This is a genomic window from Billgrantia sp. C5P2 (genome assembly GCF_051062895.2).
This window is the reverse complement of the sequence record NZ_CM128542.1, coordinates 1,256,597-1,270,936: the sequence shown is the minus strand read 5'-3', so window position 1 is coordinate 1,270,936 and position 14,340 is coordinate 1,256,597. Positions and strand designations below refer to the sequence as shown.

Annotated in this window: 15 protein-coding genes; 6 read left to right on the top strand and 9 right to left on the bottom strand. The window is 65.8% G+C overall.

The annotated features are described in order from the left end of the window. The first annotated feature begins 12 nt into the window (after nucleotides 1–12). From ACRWQA_RS05940 to ACRWQA_RS05920, 5 genes are read left to right on the top strand one after another with little or no spacing between them, the layout of a single operon-like run. A complete protein-coding gene (locus ACRWQA_RS05940) occupies nucleotides 13–2,022 on the top strand; it encodes a TonB-dependent receptor domain-containing protein (protein WP_434228716.1) in 2,010 nt (669 codons plus the stop codon). Nucleotides 2,023–2,036: 14 nt separating this feature from the next. Continuing rightward, on the top strand, nucleotides 2,037–3,104 hold the full coding sequence (locus ACRWQA_RS05935) for a ChuX/HutX family heme-like substrate-binding protein (protein WP_434228718.1): 1,068 nt from the start codon (nucleotides 2,037–2,039) through the stop codon (nucleotides 3,102–3,104). After that, nucleotides 3,101–4,003, top strand: coding sequence for a heme/hemin ABC transporter substrate-binding protein (locus tag ACRWQA_RS05930; protein ID WP_434228720.1), 903 nt, complete (start codon nucleotides 3,101–3,103; stop codon nucleotides 4,001–4,003). Before ACRWQA_RS05935 ends, ACRWQA_RS05930 begins: the two co-directional genes overlap by 4 nt. After that, nucleotides 4,000–5,061, top strand: a complete 1,062-nt coding sequence (locus ACRWQA_RS05925; protein ID WP_434228722.1) for a FecCD family ABC transporter permease — start codon at nucleotides 4,000–4,002, stop codon at nucleotides 5,059–5,061. Before ACRWQA_RS05930 ends, ACRWQA_RS05925 begins: the two co-directional genes overlap by 4 nt. Beyond that, a complete protein-coding gene (locus ACRWQA_RS05920; protein WP_434228724.1) occupies nucleotides 5,055–5,816 on the top strand; it encodes an ATP-binding cassette domain-containing protein in 762 nt (253 codons plus the stop codon). The genes ACRWQA_RS05925 and ACRWQA_RS05920 overlap by 7 nt, the downstream gene beginning before the upstream one ends. A 65-nt stretch (nucleotides 5,817–5,881) precedes the next feature. On the opposite strand, the gene ACRWQA_RS05915 is transcribed toward ACRWQA_RS05920, so the two are convergent. The 8 genes from ACRWQA_RS05915 to ACRWQA_RS05880 form a co-directional block, all read right to left on the bottom strand. After that, nucleotides 5,882–6,364, bottom strand: coding sequence for a 20S proteasome subunit A/B (locus ACRWQA_RS05915; protein ID WP_263580733.1), 483 nt, complete (start codon nucleotides 6,362–6,364; stop codon nucleotides 5,882–5,884). Between the two features lie 161 nt (nucleotides 6,365–6,525). Next, nucleotides 6,526–7,608 (bottom strand): App1 family protein phosphatidate phosphatase, encoded by a 1,083-nt coding sequence (locus tag ACRWQA_RS05910; RefSeq protein WP_263580734.1) that lies wholly within the window; start codon nucleotides 7,606–7,608, stop codon nucleotides 6,526–6,528. 182 nt (nucleotides 7,609–7,790) lie between these two features. Then, on the bottom strand, nucleotides 7,791–9,233 hold the full coding sequence (cysN, locus tag ACRWQA_RS05905; protein WP_263580735.1) for a sulfate adenylyltransferase subunit CysN: 1,443 nt from the start codon (nucleotides 9,231–9,233) through the stop codon (nucleotides 7,791–7,793). Next, nucleotides 9,233–10,204, bottom strand: a complete 972-nt coding sequence (gene cysD, locus ACRWQA_RS05900) for a sulfate adenylyltransferase subunit CysD (RefSeq protein ID WP_263580736.1) — start codon at nucleotides 10,202–10,204, stop codon at nucleotides 9,233–9,235. Before cysD ends, cysN begins: the two co-directional genes overlap by 1 nt. A 120-nt stretch (nucleotides 10,205–10,324) precedes the next feature. After that, entirely contained in the window at nucleotides 10,325–11,059 is a 735-nt protein-coding gene (locus ACRWQA_RS05895) for a phosphodiesterase (protein ID WP_263584008.1), read from the bottom strand. Beyond that, nucleotides 11,059–11,508, bottom strand: a complete 450-nt coding sequence (locus tag ACRWQA_RS05890; RefSeq protein WP_263580737.1) for a DUF1249 domain-containing protein — start codon at nucleotides 11,506–11,508, stop codon at nucleotides 11,059–11,061. The genes ACRWQA_RS05895 and ACRWQA_RS05890 overlap by 1 nt, the downstream gene beginning before the upstream one ends. 1 nt (nucleotide 11,509) lies before the next feature. Continuing rightward, entirely contained in the window at nucleotides 11,510–12,154 is a 645-nt protein-coding gene (locus tag ACRWQA_RS05885; protein ID WP_263580738.1) for an NUDIX domain-containing protein, read from the bottom strand. Nucleotides 12,155–12,273: 119 nt separating this feature from the next. Then, nucleotides 12,274–12,909: a hypothetical protein gene (locus tag ACRWQA_RS05880; RefSeq protein WP_434228726.1), complete on the bottom strand. Its 636-nt coding sequence runs from the start codon at nucleotides 12,907–12,909 to the stop codon at nucleotides 12,274–12,276. 163 nt (nucleotides 12,910–13,072) lie between these two features. Between ACRWQA_RS05880 and greB the strand changes: the two genes are divergently transcribed. Continuing rightward, entirely contained in the window at nucleotides 13,073–13,612 is a 540-nt protein-coding gene (gene greB / locus ACRWQA_RS05875) for a transcription elongation factor GreB (protein WP_434228727.1), read from the top strand. 3 nt (nucleotides 13,613–13,615) lie between these two features. On the opposite strand, the gene ACRWQA_RS05870 is transcribed toward greB, so the two are convergent. Then, the gene (locus ACRWQA_RS05870) at nucleotides 13,616–14,329 is read right to left on the bottom strand and encodes an SIMPL domain-containing protein (protein WP_434228728.1); all 714 of its coding nucleotides are present in this window, start codon (nucleotides 14,327–14,329) and stop codon (nucleotides 13,616–13,618) included. Nucleotides 14,330–14,340: the final 11 nt, after the last annotated feature.

The window sequence follows — 14,340 nt, the reverse complement described above, 5'->3', positions numbered from 1 at the left end:
AACTTCAGGAACATGAAGCGAGCAACGAGCTGTACCGGCGCCCTGGCGCTGTTTCTGCTGTCACCGCTGGCCTTGGCCCAGTCATCCTCCGGCCAACATACAGCGACGCCCGACGCGACGTCCGAACTGGCACCGCTGGTGGTTACCGGTACGCGTACCCCCACCGACGCCTTCTTCACCCCGTTGATCGTCGACGTGATCGACCGACACGACCCGACGCTGCACACCGCTTCACGGGTCGAGGACATCCTCGCCGACCAGCCCGGCCTGCACGTCGCCGGTCAGGGGCGGCGCAACGGTCAGACCCTGAGCCTGCGCGGCTTCGACAGGAACGGCGTGCTGGTACGCCTCGATGGTGTGCGCCAGGACATCAACACCGGGCACCTGGGCAACTTTTTCCTCGACCCTGCGCTGCTGCGCGAGGTGCAGATCGCCCGCGGCGCCCTGTCTAGCCTCTATGGCAGCAACGCCATGGGCGGCGTGATCAGCTTCGAGACAGTCGACGCCGGGGATCTGCTGCGCGCCGGCGAGAACGGCGGAGCCCGGCTCTCGCTGCGCGGCGTCACTGCCAGCGACGAACTCGGTGCCACGCTGAGCCTGTTCGGCAAGCGCGACTTGAGCGACGGCAGCAGCCTCGACGGCCTGGTCGCCCTGGGCCGCAGCGAATCCGGCGACATCCGCCGCGCCGGCGGCCAGACCACGCCGGAGGATGCCAGCCTCGACAGCCTGCTGGCCAAGGGCGGCTGGCAGCTCGGCAATGAGCACCGCCTGTTCACCAGCTGGCAGCACTATCGTGAAGACGCCAACCAGCCGCCCAACCCGCAGCAATTGGCGGTCGAGGATGGCAATCTGCGCGATCGGACCACCACCAGCGACAACCTGCAGCTGGGCCATCGCTGGACGCCGACGCCAGTCACTCAGCTCGACACTCGCCTGACCCTGAGCCGCCAGGACATCGACGAGCCTACTGCGGAGCGTACCCTGCAGCGCCTCGGCGTACAGAGCGACGGCTATCATCGCCTGGAGCACGGCTGGCTGTCCCAGACCCTGGCCTTCGGCGCCGAGGCAAGCCGTGCCACCCAGCGCCCGGGCGGTACGGCGTCGGGCTTCCCCGAGGCCGACATCGATAGCACCGCGCTCTATCTCGACGATACCCTCACCCTCGGCCGCTATCTCGACCAGGGCGGTGCCGGTGAGTTCGATCTCGGCCTCGGCGCTCGCCACGACAGCTACCGCGCCGAGGATGCCGATGGCCGCGAAAGCGACAAGAGCCGTCTCTCGCCACGTCTGCGACTGGCGTGGCGCCCCAGCAACGAGTTGATGTTCTATACCGGCTACGCCGAGGCCTTCCGCGCCCCCACGCTCTCCGAGCTCTATGCCGACGAGCGTCACTTCGGCGGCTTCTGCATGGGCCCCTTCGTCTGCGTTCCCGACAACTTCTGGGTGCCCAATCCCGACCTCCAGCCGGAGACCAGCAAGAGCTGGGAGAGCGGCCTGGCCTGGCGCTTCGGCGACTGGGGCCTGCGTGCCAGCTACTTCGATACCCGGGCCGAGGATTTCATCGACACCGAAGTCGACATCTTCGCGGGCACCACGCGGGCGGTTAACGTCAGCCGGGCCCAGCTATGGGGATATGACGCCCGCCTCGACTGGTCGCCTTCCAGCCTCCCAGTCACGGCCTTCCTGGGCCTGGCCGAGGTCAGCGGACGCGACCGCGACAGCGGCGAGCCGCTCGGCAGCCTGACCCCGCTGGAAGCCTTGGCCGGCCTCGACCACCACCTCGCCGGCACCGAACTGACGCTGGGCTGGCGCGGCCGCTTCGCCCGTTCCTTCGACAAGCAGGGCGAGGATCAAGCACTGCCCGGCTACGGCCTGCACGACGTACAGCTCGCCTGGCAAGTCACTCCGCTGCTTTCCGCTTCGCTCAAGTTGCGCAACGTTGCCGACAAGGAGTGGTACCGCCCCGACGGCAACCTCGGCGACGGGCGCAGCCTGCTCGCCAACGTCAGCCTGCAATGGTGACCAAGGAGACTTCCATGAACGCAACAGATGCCACGATCCAGACCCGCCAAGCCATTCTCGAAGCCCTGGACGCCACCCGAGCGACCTCCCCTCACCTGCCGGCGCTGGAGATCGCCCAGCGCCTGGACATCAGCGAGGGCGAGCTGCAGGCCGCCCGCCTAGGCCGCGACGTGCTGACCCTGCCGCTGTCACCCCATGCGCTGGCCGCTCGCTTCCACCAGTTGGGCGAGGTCAAGGCCCTGACCCGCTCGCGCCATGCCGTACTCGAACAGCAAGGGCGCTACCCGGCGCTGCGCGGCTCCGAGCAAGCCGGCCTGCTGCTCGACCCGGGCGGGCTAGACCTGCGCCTGCACCTGGCCCAGTGGCACTGGGCCTGCCTGATTCGCGACCGGCTGCCAGCCAAGGATGGCGAGACCGCACAGCGCCTGAGCCTGCAGGTCTTCAACCGCCACGGCATCGCCCTGCACAAGGTCATCTCGCAGGCGGACGAAGCGCCCGAGGCGTGGCAGGAGCTGGAAGCGCTGGGCATCGTTGATGTGCCCGCCTTCACCCAGTTCGTCGAACCGCCTCCGCGGCCTCTGCCGCAGCTTCCCACCCTGGCCGACGAATGGTCGCGCATGAGCGACGTGCACCAGTTCCTTGGCCTGCTGCGCCGCCACGAGCTGCGCCGTCACGAAGCCAATGCGCTGATGGAGGGCCGCTTCACTCGCGCCCTTCGAACAGCGACCTGCGGGCAGGCGCTGTTCGAGGCCGCCGCGAGCAACCTGCCGCTGATGCTGTTCGTCGCCAGTCCTGGTTGCGTGCAGATCCGCACCGGCACGGTTCCGGCGCCGCAGCGCATGCGCGGCTGGCTCAACCTGTTCGGGGAAGATTTCACCCTGCACCTGGACGATGCCGGTATCGCCAGCGTCTGGCAGGTACACAAGCCCAACCGCGACGGTGGCGTCACCAGCCTGGAAGCTTTCGACGCCCAGGGAGGGTTGGTACTGCAGATCTTCGCCGAACGCCGCGAGGGCCAGTCCGAGCGAAGCGAATGGCGCCAGTTGCTGGATGGCCTCGATGCCCGCGAGGCAGCGGCATGAGGATACCGTCCTGGCTGACCTGGTTGGCCAGCCTGATCCTGCTGGTCGGGCACATGCAGGCATCGGCTGCGCCGCCACGCACCGTGGTGATCGGCAGCGACGTGGCCGAGATACTCGCCGCCCTCGATGGGCTGGAAGGCGTGGTCGGACGCGACGATACCAGCCAGTTTCCTGCGGACATCGCGGCCCTGCCCTCGGTGGGATACCTGCGCCAGCTGGCAGCCGAAGGCATCCTGTCGCTGGCCCCCGAGCGGCTGATCGTGGCCGCCGCGGCCGGCCCACATGAGGTGCTGGGCCAGCTCGAGGCGGTCGGTGTCGAGGTCATGCGCATCGAGCAGGGAGCGAGCCTGGCAGCGCTACCCGACAAGGTGCGGGCGGTGGCCCGCGCCATCGGTCGTGACGCTGCGGGCGAAGCGCTGGCGACCGAGGTCGAGACGGATCTCGCCCGGCTCGAAGCACTGCGCAGCGCCACGCCAGGCACCCAGCCGCGCACCATGTTCCTGCTCAGCCACAGCGGCATGACACCCATGGCCGCGGGACGCGATACCGCCGGCCAGGCCATTATCGAAGCTGCCGGGGCGCGCAATGCTTTCGCCGGCTTCACCGGCTACAAGGCGGTGGGCGCCGAGGCACTGGTGAATGAAGCCCCCGAAGAGGTAATCGTCACCCGGAGTGGGCTCGAGGGCATCGGCGGCGAAACCCAGCTGTGGCAGCTCCCAGGACTTGCCATGACGCCGGCAGGGCGCGAGCGCAGCCTGATCGTGTGCGATGACCAGGCGGCACTCGGCTTCGGCCCGCGTACACCCCTGGCCCTGCTGGCGTTGCACCGGGCGCTGCATGAGGCAACCGATGCCACCAGCCACGCTGCCGAGGAGGGTTGCTGGAGGGTGGCGCCATGAGCCGTGTTGTCACTTCCACCCTGCCCCGCCGGCGCAACGCCGCCGCAAGAGGTAGAAAAGTCACGCCAGCTCCATCCCGGGTGCTGGCTGCCCTGGCTCTGGCCGTGCTGGCAGCCCTGCTGATCGCAGCCATGAGCGGCAGCGCGGGGCTTTCGCCGAGAGTACTGCTCGGCGAATGGCCCTCTCCGCTGGCCTGGCAGGTATGGTGGCAGCTGCGCCTGCCGCGTCTGCTCCTGGCCGCACTGGTCGGCGCCATGCTGGCCAGCAGTGGCGCGGCCATGCAGGGGCTGTTTCGCAATCCCTTGGCCGACCCCACCCTGCTGGGCCTGGCCAGCGGTGCGGGGCTTGCCGTGGCGCTGTGGATCGTATTGTTCGATGGTGCCGCCGGTTCCTTTGGCCTGTACGGCCAGTTCCTGGCAGGCTTTCTCGGCGCGCTGGGCGTATGCGTATTGGTGTTTGCACTCGGCGAGCGCCAGCACGGCCAGGAGGCGCTGTTCACTCTGCTGCTGGCGGGACTGGCCATCAATACCCTGGCGGGTGCCATGGGTGGCGTGATGGCCTTCATCGCCAGCGACGAGCAGCTGCGCCAGCTCAGCCTGTGGGGCATGGGCAGCCTGTCGCATGCATTATGGAGTGCCACTCTGGGGGCGCTGATCGGCATCCCGCCGGCGCTGTGGTGGCTGTTGCGCTGCGCCAGGGGACTCGACCTGCTGCAGCTCGGCGAGCTGACCGCCCACGGTGCCGGGCTCGATGCCCCGCGCCTCAAGCACCGCGTGATAGTCGCCACGGCGCTGGGCGTGGGGCTGTGCGTGGCGCTGGCCGGCATCATCGGCTTCCTCGGCCTGTTGGTGCCACACTGCCTGCGCCTGTGGTTGGGGCCAGGGCACCGCCTGCTGCTGCCCGCCTCGATGCTGGGAGGCGCCCTGCTGCTGATCGTGGCGGATACCCTGGCACGCACCCTGGCGAGCCCCGCAGAGATTCCGGTGGGGCTGCTCACCAGCCTGCTCGGCGGCCCCTACTTCCTGTGGCTGCTGCTCAAGCGGAGGGCGCGATGCTGAGTTTGATCGACGCCGGCTTCATCCGGGCACCGTCGCTCGCCCCCTTCAGCGACCGCCTCGAACCGGGGGAACTGCTGGCCATCGTCGGCCCCAACGGCGCCGGCAAGAGCACTCTGCTATCGTTGCTCTCGGGCTATCGCCGCCCGGACCGCGGCAGCGTCTGCCTGGACGGTATACCGCTGCATCGCTGGGATTCCGCCATGCTGGCCCGACGCCGCGCGCTGGTGGCACAGAAGCTCACCCTCGGTTTCGACTGGCCGGTGCGCGAACTGGTAGCGTTGGGTAGCGAAGCCTCGCCACGGGAGGTTGAGGAAGTACTGGCCATGCTCGATCTCGAGGCGCTTGCCGGGCGCGGCGCCCTGAGTCTCTCGGGCGGCGAATCCCAGCGCATGATGATCGCCCGGGCGCTGTGCCAGTTGGGCCTGGGCCGCGCCTCCAGCGTATCTGCCGACAGCGTGCTGCTGCTCGACGAGCCCACCAGCGCGCTGGATATCGGCCAGCAGCAGCGCCTGATGCGCCTGCTGCGTCAGCTGGCTGAGCGGCAACGCCTGACGATCGCCTGCGTGCTGCACGATCTCAACCTGGCGGCGCGCTACGCCCATCGGGTCTGGCTGCTGGAGTGCGGCCGGCGCATCGCCTCGGGGTCGCCCACCGAAGTACTCAACTTCGGCGCTCTGTCGCGAGTGTTCGATGCCGAACTGGAAGTGCGGGCCAATCATTGCGACGGCTCGCCGCTGGTGGTGCTGGCACCTTAAGCCCGTAAACGATACAGCCCCGGACTCTTGGCCGGGGCTGCATTGCGTAGAGCGTAGCGCGACGTTCAGGTGGTGGCGGGTGCCGCCTCGACGTCGCGCATCAGCACCTCGAAGGGCACTCGGGCCCGGGTCGCGGGCGTAACGGACTGTACCTCACCGCCACTGTCGTGGTCGCGTGTCTTGGCATATTCCACCGCTTCGACAGCATTCTTGCCATGGTCGATTGCCGCCAACGCCCACTTCCAGCCGGTGCCGTAGGCAACGGGGCCCTTGACCGGAATGCGTACCAGCTTGTTGAACATCTCGTAGACGCCATCGGGGCCGGCAATGATCATCTCGACCCGCGTCACGTGCGGCTTGTCGTTGCGCGGCGCCCCGGCGTTGAGCCACTCCATGACCTCCCACCACTCCTGTTGCTCACCGGCAAAGGCGACCCACTCGCCATTGTCGAGCTGGAACAGCTTCTGCGCATGGTTGTAGGTCGAGCCATTGACACTGATCAGCGAATCCGTCGCGAGCGTCGTTCCGTCCCATACGATTGTGGTCATGCTGAGTACCTCTGTGTAGATCGGGCGCAGGCTTCAACGACGAAGCCCCTTGCGTCAGGCGCAGGGTAAAATCGAAAAACGCAAGAAATCGACACACAGGTTAACGATACCGCAACCCTCTCCATGCCTTCATCAGGCAGCGGAGCCGGCGCCAAATCGATCTATCGATCCGATTCCCGGCGCACCTTCTCCATGCCCTCTTCGCCAATCAGCCCCTGACGAAAGGCATGCTCCGCCATGGTCAGGCTGTCGTCGGCCAGCACCAGGTCGCAGCCGGTGTGGCAAATCTCGTCACGCAGCCTATCGATGGCGCGTTCACGCTCGGGCTTGCGCTCGACCCGGCGGATATACACTGCTCGAATACGCTCGGGATACTCGTGCACGATGCGCGCGTAGACCTCGGGATCGTGCTGGCCGCTGTCGCCGATCAGCACGCAGGGCAGCTCGTCGCGCATCGACAACATGTGCTGGATCATGTCGTACTTGTGGTCCTCGGCGCGGCGCGGCCAGGGCTTGCGCCAGGAAATACCCCACTCGCGCAGGAAAAGGATGGGACCCACGGGGATACGGTTGAGCTGGAAGAACTCCTCGAGCATCTCGTAGATGCTCCAGGGCCCACGGGAAACATAGAGGATCGGCCGCTTGGCCTTGCCGCTGCTGCCGACATGCAGCGCCTGGTAGAACGCCGCCACCCCGGGGAAGGCCATGCGCTGGTGCGCCCGCTTGACGAACAGACGGTGCAGCATGCGCAGCTTGTTGGCCACGCCGGTATACATCACCGTATCGTCGATGTCGCTGATCACCAGCAGGTCGGCCTCGGCCGGCGGTATGTACACTTCGGTAAAGGACTGCACCGGTTCCACACCCGGCAATACCACATGCAGCTCGGCATGATGCCAGGCGGTATCCGACGGCAAGGGCTCCTTGAGGGGCATGTGAACGTCGAAGTAGCCGTCGCGGTCGGTGGTGACGGTCGTTGCGTTCTCGCCCAGGCTCACCTTGACGTCCACCTGGGGCAGGCCGTGGCGGAAAATGCGGCGAATCACGTCGGCCAGGTCGCGCAGCACGCCATAGCGAGGAATCACCTCGCCCAGTGTGGCCTGACGGAATACCCGCCCCATCAAGAAGGCTTCGTGGCGGGAACCGTAACCGCGATAAGGGTGCACGATATAGCCACCTTGGCCCCGATCGCGTTTCATCGGACGGGCGGCAATACGCAGCAGGCGCCTGACGAAACCCGTCATCCTCTCACCTGTCCTGCGCCGCTCTGCTGGGATGCTTCCGAGCAGTGCGCTATCAGCCAATCCTGGCAATGCCGCATGGTCTCCTCCCTGACACTCGACAGGGCCCGGCAAGCGCCGAGCCCTGTCTCTAGTGTGGAGGATGCAGCCGCAAGATCAACCGTTTATGCGTCGCCTAGCTTATCTCAGCGTAACAGGTCGCGTACATCCTTGGCCTCCCAGTGCGGGAAGTGGCGGCGGATCAAGGCATTGAGCTCCAGCTCGAAGGCGGCCCAGTCGACCTCCGTACGCGGTTGACCGGTAGCGTCGGCGGCGGCACGTACCATCCCTGCCCCCACGGTGACGTTGGAGAGCCGGTCGATGACGATGAAGCTGCCGGTACCGGGACTCTGGTCGTAAGTGTCGAGCGGCACCTCGGCGGTCAATTCGACCCGGCAGCGGGCGATGGCGTTGAGCTCGAGCCGCTCGGCTTCGTGCCGTTCCAGGGTATTGACGTCGATCTGATAGCGAATGGCGCTCACCTGCCCCGCTACCGAACGGCCGGCGAGGCGAATGTCATACTGACGTCCCGGTGCCAGTGGCTGCTCGTGCATCCACACGATGTCCGCATCGAAGGTATTGGTGAGAGCCACCTCGGCCTCCTCGGCGACGATCCAGTCGCCGCGGGAGATGTCGATCTCATCCTCCAGCGTGATGGTCACCGCCTGCCCCGGCCAGGCCCTCTCCAGGTCACCATCGAAGGTCACCACGCGCTCGACCCGGCTGGTCTTGCCCGAGGGCAGCGCCTTTATGGCAAGCCCAGGGCGCAGCACACCGGCCTCCAGCGTGCCGGCATAGCCGCGGAAGTCGAGGTTGGGCCGGTTGACGTACTGCACCGGGAAGCGTAGGTCGACCAGATTGCGGTCACGGTTCACCTCCACCGTTTCCAACAGCTCCAGCAACGTCGGTCCGGCCTCGCCGCCCTGCTGGCGATACCAGGGCGTGCGGTCGCTGCGGTTGACCACGTTGTCGCCCTCCAGCGCCGACATCGGCACGAAGTGGAGATCGCCGACCGAGAGCTGCTCGGCGAAGCGGCGATAGTCGGCGACGATCTCGTCGAAGCGCGCCTGGGAGAAGCCCACCAGGTCCATCTTGTTCACCGCAATGACCAGATGCTTGATGCCCAGCAGGTCGGCGATGAAGCTGTGCCGCCGGGTCTGGGTCTGTACCCCGTAGCGGGCGTCGATCAGGATGATCGCCAGGTTGGCGGTGGAAGCGCCGGTGGCCATGTTGCGGGTGTACTGCTCGTGCCCCGGGGTGTCGGCGATGATGAACTTGCGCTTGTCGGTTGAGAAGAAGCGGTAGGCCACGTCGATGGTGATACCCTGCTCGCGCTCCGACTGCAGGCCGTCGACCAGTAGTGCCAGGTCCACCGCCTCGCCGGTGGTGCCGCTCTTCTTGGAGTCGCGGGTAATGGCCGCCAGATGATCGTCGAAGATCATCTTGGAGTCGTGCAGCAGCCGGCCGATCAGGGTCGACTTGCCGTCGTCCACGCTACCGCAGGTGATGAAGCGCAGCAGGTCCTTGTTCTCGTGCTCGTGCAGGTACTGCTCGATGTTGTCTGCAATCAAAGTCGACTGGTGTGCCATCAGAAGTACCCCTCGCGCTTTTTCTTCTCCATCGAGCCGGCCTGGTCGTGGTCGATGGCCCGGCCGCTGCGTTCGCTGGTGCGGGTCAGCAGCATCTCCTGGATGATCTCCGGCAGCGTGTCGGCCTTGGACTCCACCGCGCCGGTCAACGGGTAGCAGCCCAGGGTGCGGAAGCGCACCCACTTCTCCTCCGGCACCTCGCCGGGGGCCAGCGGCAGCCGCTCGTCGTCGACCATCACCAGCATGCCGTCGCGCTCCACCACCGGCCGCGGGGCGGCGTAGTAGAGCGGCACGATGGGGATCTGCTCAAGGTAGATGTACTGCCAGATGTCCAGCTCGGTCCAATTGGAGAGCGGGAAGGCGCGGATCGATTCACCCTTGTTGACCCGCGCGTTGTACAGGTTCCACAGCTCGGGGCGCTGGCTCTTGGGGTCCCAGCGGTGGAACTTGTCGCGGAACGAGAACACCCGCTCCTTGGCGCGGCTGGCCTCCTCGTCGCGACGGGCACCGCCGAAGGCGGCATCGAAGCCGTACTTGTCCAGTGCCTGCTTGAGCGCCTGGGTCTTCATCACGTCGGTATAGCCGCTGGAGCCGTGGTCAAAGGGGTTGATGCCGGCGGCGCGCCCCTCCTCGTTGGTGTGCACCAGCAGCTCCATGCCCACCTCGGCGGCCATGCGGTCGCGGAAGGCGATCATCTCGCGGAACTTCCAGGTGGTATCGACGTGCAGCAGCGGGAACGGCGGCGGCCCGGGGAAGAAGGCCTTGCGCGCCAGGTGCAGCATCACCGAGGAGTCCTTGCCGATGGAGTACATCATGACCGGGTTGCGGAACTCGGCTACCACCTCGCGGATGATGTGGATCGACTCGGCTTCCAGCTGTTGAAGATGGGTCAGCCGGTGCGGTGACAGGGATGCCTGCGAGCCGGCAACCTGTGACGCCGGCTGTTGCTCGGGAGCTTTGAGACTGGTCATCGGCCCGGATACCTCGCATGACGATGGGCAATAAGGATCATGCGCACAGGGTAACGCTGGGCCAATAATAACGTAAAAGAATGATTACCTATCTTTTTAGATCAAAAACGAATCGATGAGTCAAAGATCAATGCGCTCGACCCAGGTCAGCCACTCATCGCCACGCAGGTCGAGGATCCGGTAACCCGGGCGCGATGCCTCGTCGATGGCGAAATCGTCGGAACCGGCCAGGAACTGGTCGGTGGTCGAAGGGCAACCGTAGACCATGACTTCACCGTGTTCGAGCCGCTGCCGGCCGACAAAGGCCTGATGGATATGCCCGCAGAGAATGGCCTTGACCTGCGGGAACGGCGCCAGTGCCTGCCACAGGGCATCGCGATCCTTGAGCCCGATCTCGTCGAGCCAGGCCGAGCCGACCGTGAGCGGCGGATGGTGCATGACCAGCAGTGTGGGACGCTCGTCCTGGCGTAGGCGCTCGACCAGCGCGGCGATCCGCTCTTCGCCCAGTTCGCCATGGGCGTGTCCCTTGACATTGGTTTCCACGACCAGCAGGCGCCAGCCGGACAGGTCGATGTCCTCGTGGATGGGCTTGATGTCCTTCATCAGCTCCAGTTGGTCGTGGTTGCCACCCAGCCAGAACCAGGGGCAATCCAGCGTCGAGAGAATCCGATGAGCATGCTGGTAGGAAGCTGCCGTCTCGTCCTGGCTGATGTCGCCGCTGACGATGACAACATCCGGGTGCTCGGCGCGCACGGCTGTCACCACCGATTCGAGCTGGCGCAACGGGAAACCGGCGCGGGATCGGGCATCGGGGTCGGCGTGCAGATGGCAATCGGTGATCTGGACCAGCCGCATCATCCCGGCTGTTCCGTCAGGTTGGTCGGGTGCCCGTGGGCCAGGCCATGGGCGAGCCACTCGCCCAGGAAGCGGTTGAGCTGAAGCTTCTCGTCGGGCTGGAACATGCGCACGTTGGGGTAACGGTAGCGGCCGTTGAAGTGGCGCTCACGCTGGAAGTCCGTGACCTCGGCCATGCGCACGTCGTGGTAGAGATGCACGCGCATGCGGGGCGGCTCGATGACCGCATCCATCAGGCTACTCTGGCTCACGCGAGCGATGGTGGTATAGGGCGCCTGCTCCAGCACCGACAGCCACAGGGTACCGAAGCGGCCACGCCCGCCGGTCAGCTCGAGTTCGCGTGTTTCGCCCGCACCCAGATCGCCCAGCAGCCGAATCAGGCGCAGGTAATTGGCGCTGCATTCGCCCTGCAGGCCTTTCAGATCGGTGACATAGGCGGTTCTCGCCACGCTACCCCCTTGCTCGTAAAGATGCTCGTTCGGCCGCCAACCAGTAGAAGGCGATCAGACACATGGCATTGTCGAGTCGTCCGGCCTGCAAGAGTTCCCAAGCCTGATTGAACGGTAACACGTGAACGCGAATATCCTCATGCTCTTCATCGAGGCCATGCACACCTCCCAGTCCGTCGCAGTCGACCAGGGCACAGAACAGCGTCACCCGCTCGGAGCAGGCGCCGGGGCTCGGATAGTAGGTGTGCAACTCGATCAGATCAGAAACCTCGCAGCCGGCCTCCTCCATGGCTTCTCGTCGGGCCACCTCGGCCGGGCTCTCGCCCTCCTCGACCAGGCCGGCGACGATCTCGAGCTTCCATGGCGACTCGGGGTCGTCCAGAGCGCCGGCGCGGATCTGCTCGACCAGCGCCACACTATCGCGCTCCACATCGTAGAGCAGCACGCCCACGGCTTCATGCCGCACATGGACCTCACGCACCATCTCGCCGCTCCAGCCACCCTCGAACAGGCGATGGCGCAAGTGCACTTCGTCAAGGCGGAAGAAGCCCTGATGCAGGCAACGACGCTCGATCAGATCGACGTCGGTACCGCTGAAGCTGGGCAGGCGAGCGGCATCCCGGCCGCGTACGTGGTTATCGGTCATGCAAACCTCCGAGTCTGCGAATGGCGACCATTATCACGGCCGGAGCCGGCTATGCCAACCGTCGCATGCCGAGCCCATACTCCCGCTGGCAGGGTGACCGGGCTCGGCACAAGGCCGAATCAGAGCCTGGACAGCAGAGCCCGGGCCTCCTCGCGCAGCGCCTCGTCCGAGGCCTGGCGATCCTCGCGGGCGGTACCGTCGACGGCGCGCTGAGCATGCTCGCGTGCTTCGTTCTTGCGCCCCTCGTCCTCGAGGAAGGCCGCATAGTAGTAATTGACGTCGATACCGTCGGGACGGATCTCCAGCGCGCGCTGGAACATGCGTTCGGCGGTATCGCTGTTGCCGAAACCGATGGGCCTGCCAGGTGCTCGATCGTACAGCGCCCCCAGCGTGACATAGGCCGAGCCGTTGCCTCCCTGGGGATCGAGTTCGATGGCCCGTTCCAGGGCATCGCGCGCCGTACGGGCACTGCCAAGCGCCCCCAGACCGCTGCGTTCACGGGCATGCGACGCCTCGATGATGCCGTACCAGATCAACGGCTGAGCGGCACCGGGATTTGCCTGTACCAATCGCTCCGCTTCCTCGGAGAGCGACTTGAGCGAGCCGCGGCGCTGACCTTCGGCCTGCCGGGTGTTGATCTGCTCCCAGCGCTGCTTGAGCGCCTCGACCTCGTTCTCCCAGGCCAGGGCACTTGATAACGGAGCGAGCAGAAGGCCAGCGCCCAAGGCGGCGGCGAGTAGCTGACGTCGGATCATGTCCAGTCTCCTTCCATGTGGAGGTTGTTCTTGTGTGCGGCACGGGCCACAAACAGCACTGTAACGAACGTTTGAATCAATCGCCAGTTGTCAGCCTTTAGCTGGTTCGCCGGGTGCGAATGGCGTATGTTGGCCAGTCTCGCCAGAAAGAGGAAGTATAGGCATGAAGGGCCGCAACATGACGCGCTGGCGTGACCCGGCCAAGGATCCGCGCCAGGAACCCAAGAGCAACCTGATCACCGCCGAAGGCGCGGCGCGCCTGCGTGCCATTCTCGACCATTTATCGCGGGTAAAACGCCCTGACCTCTCGGCCAAGGTGGGTGAAGCCGCAGCACTGGGCGACCGTAGCGAGAACGCCGACTACACCTACAACAAGAAGGAGCTCAACCGGGTCATCGCGCGCATCCGCTACCTGACCAAGCGGCTCGACGAACTGCAGGTGGTGCACCGCCTGCCGGCGAACACCGAAAAAGTATATTTCGGCGCCTTCGTCACGCTCGAGGACGAGGAAGGCGAGGAGATTCACATCCGCATTGTCGGCCATGACGAGACCGACACCGCCAAGCGCTGGATCAGCATCGACGCACCGCTGGCCAAGGCGCTGCTGGGCAAGTCGCTGGACGACGACGTCACGGTGAAGGCGCCGGCGGGCGATACGACCTACGTGATCACGGATATCGCCTACCGAGCGCCGAATAGCTGAACCTCACTCCTCCACCAGCGCATAATCGACGCTCGTCACGACACGCACCCGCTTGACGTCCGGTGTGTAGCTGTCGAGATCCTCAATGGAGAAGTAGCCCTGTGTGGCCTGACGAATCTGGCCCACCCGGCTCCCCGAGTCCTCGGCGAACTGCTGTGCGGCGCGGCGCGCATCGGCCGTGGCATTGGCAATCATCTCTGGCTTGATGGCATCGAGGCCGGTGAAGAGATATTCGGTACGGTATTCGTAGTTCGGCGAGAGCAGTACTCCCTGACGTACCAGCGTGGTGACCTCCGGCATCGCCGCCTTGACCCCCTCCACGTCCGGCGAGCGCAGCAGCAGTGTGGCTTCGCCTCGGTAGCGCTCGTCGGGGCGCTGGCCACCGTAGAGGTTGCTGAACTGATCGGTGATGCGCGGTGGCGTCACGCTGACATGCTCGGCTTCGAAGCCGCGCTGGGCGAGAAAATCGCGAACCGCCTGCTCGTTACTCGACAGGATCTGCTCCAGCTCGCCCAATGTATTGGCGCTGGCACTGTAGTTGAACGGCCACAGCACCAGATCCGCCGGCATCTCTCGTTCGGCCAGGCCACGCACCGTCACACTGCGCGACGACTGCTGCCAGACCTCGGCCGCCTGTTTGATGAAGCTGCCGCCCCCTACCAACCCAACCGCCAACAGCCCCCCCAGCACCGCCGCACTACGCAGATTTCCCGCCATGCTAGTCTCTC

Coding starts and splice junctions, on each gene's coding strand:
- ACRWQA_RS05940 (WP_434228716.1), top strand. CDS start 13: ATGAAGCGAGCAACGAGCTGTACCGGCGCCCTGGCGCTGTTTCTGCTG.
- ACRWQA_RS05935 (WP_434228718.1), top strand. CDS start 2,037: ATGAACGCAACAGATGCCACGATCCAGACCCGCCAAGCCATTCTCGAA.
- ACRWQA_RS05930 (WP_434228720.1), top strand. CDS start 3,101: ATGAGGATACCGTCCTGGCTGACCTGGTTGGCCAGCCTGATCCTGCTG.
- ACRWQA_RS05925 (WP_434228722.1), top strand. CDS start 4,000: ATGAGCCGTGTTGTCACTTCCACCCTGCCCCGCCGGCGCAACGCCGCC.
- ACRWQA_RS05920 (WP_434228724.1), top strand. CDS start 5,055: ATGCTGAGTTTGATCGACGCCGGCTTCATCCGGGCACCGTCGCTCGCC.
- ACRWQA_RS05915 (WP_263580733.1), bottom strand. CDS start 6,364: ATGACCACAATCGTATGGGACGGAACGACGCTCGCGACGGATTCGCTG.
- ACRWQA_RS05910 (WP_263580734.1), bottom strand. CDS start 7,608: ATGACGGGTTTCGTCAGGCGCCTGCTGCGTATTGCCGCCCGTCCGATG.
- cysN (WP_263580735.1), bottom strand. CDS start 9,233: ATGGCACACCAGTCGACTTTGATTGCAGACAACATCGAGCAGTACCTG.
- cysD (WP_263580736.1), bottom strand. CDS start 10,204: ATGACCAGTCTCAAAGCTCCCGAGCAACAGCCGGCGTCACAGGTTGCC.
- ACRWQA_RS05895 (WP_263584008.1), bottom strand. CDS start 11,059: ATGCGGCTGGTCCAGATCACCGATTGCCATCTGCACGCCGACCCCGAT.
- ACRWQA_RS05885 (WP_263580738.1), bottom strand. CDS start 12,154: ATGACCGATAACCACGTACGCGGCCGGGATGCCGCTCGCCTGCCCAGC.
- ACRWQA_RS05880 (WP_434228726.1), bottom strand. CDS start 12,909: ATGATCCGACGTCAGCTACTCGCCGCCGCCTTGGGCGCTGGCCTTCTG.
- greB (WP_434228727.1), top strand. CDS start 13,073: ATGAAGGGCCGCAACATGACGCGCTGGCGTGACCCGGCCAAGGATCCG.
- ACRWQA_RS05870 (WP_434228728.1), bottom strand. CDS start 14,329: ATGGCGGGAAATCTGCGTAGTGCGGCGGTGCTGGGGGGGCTGTTGGCG.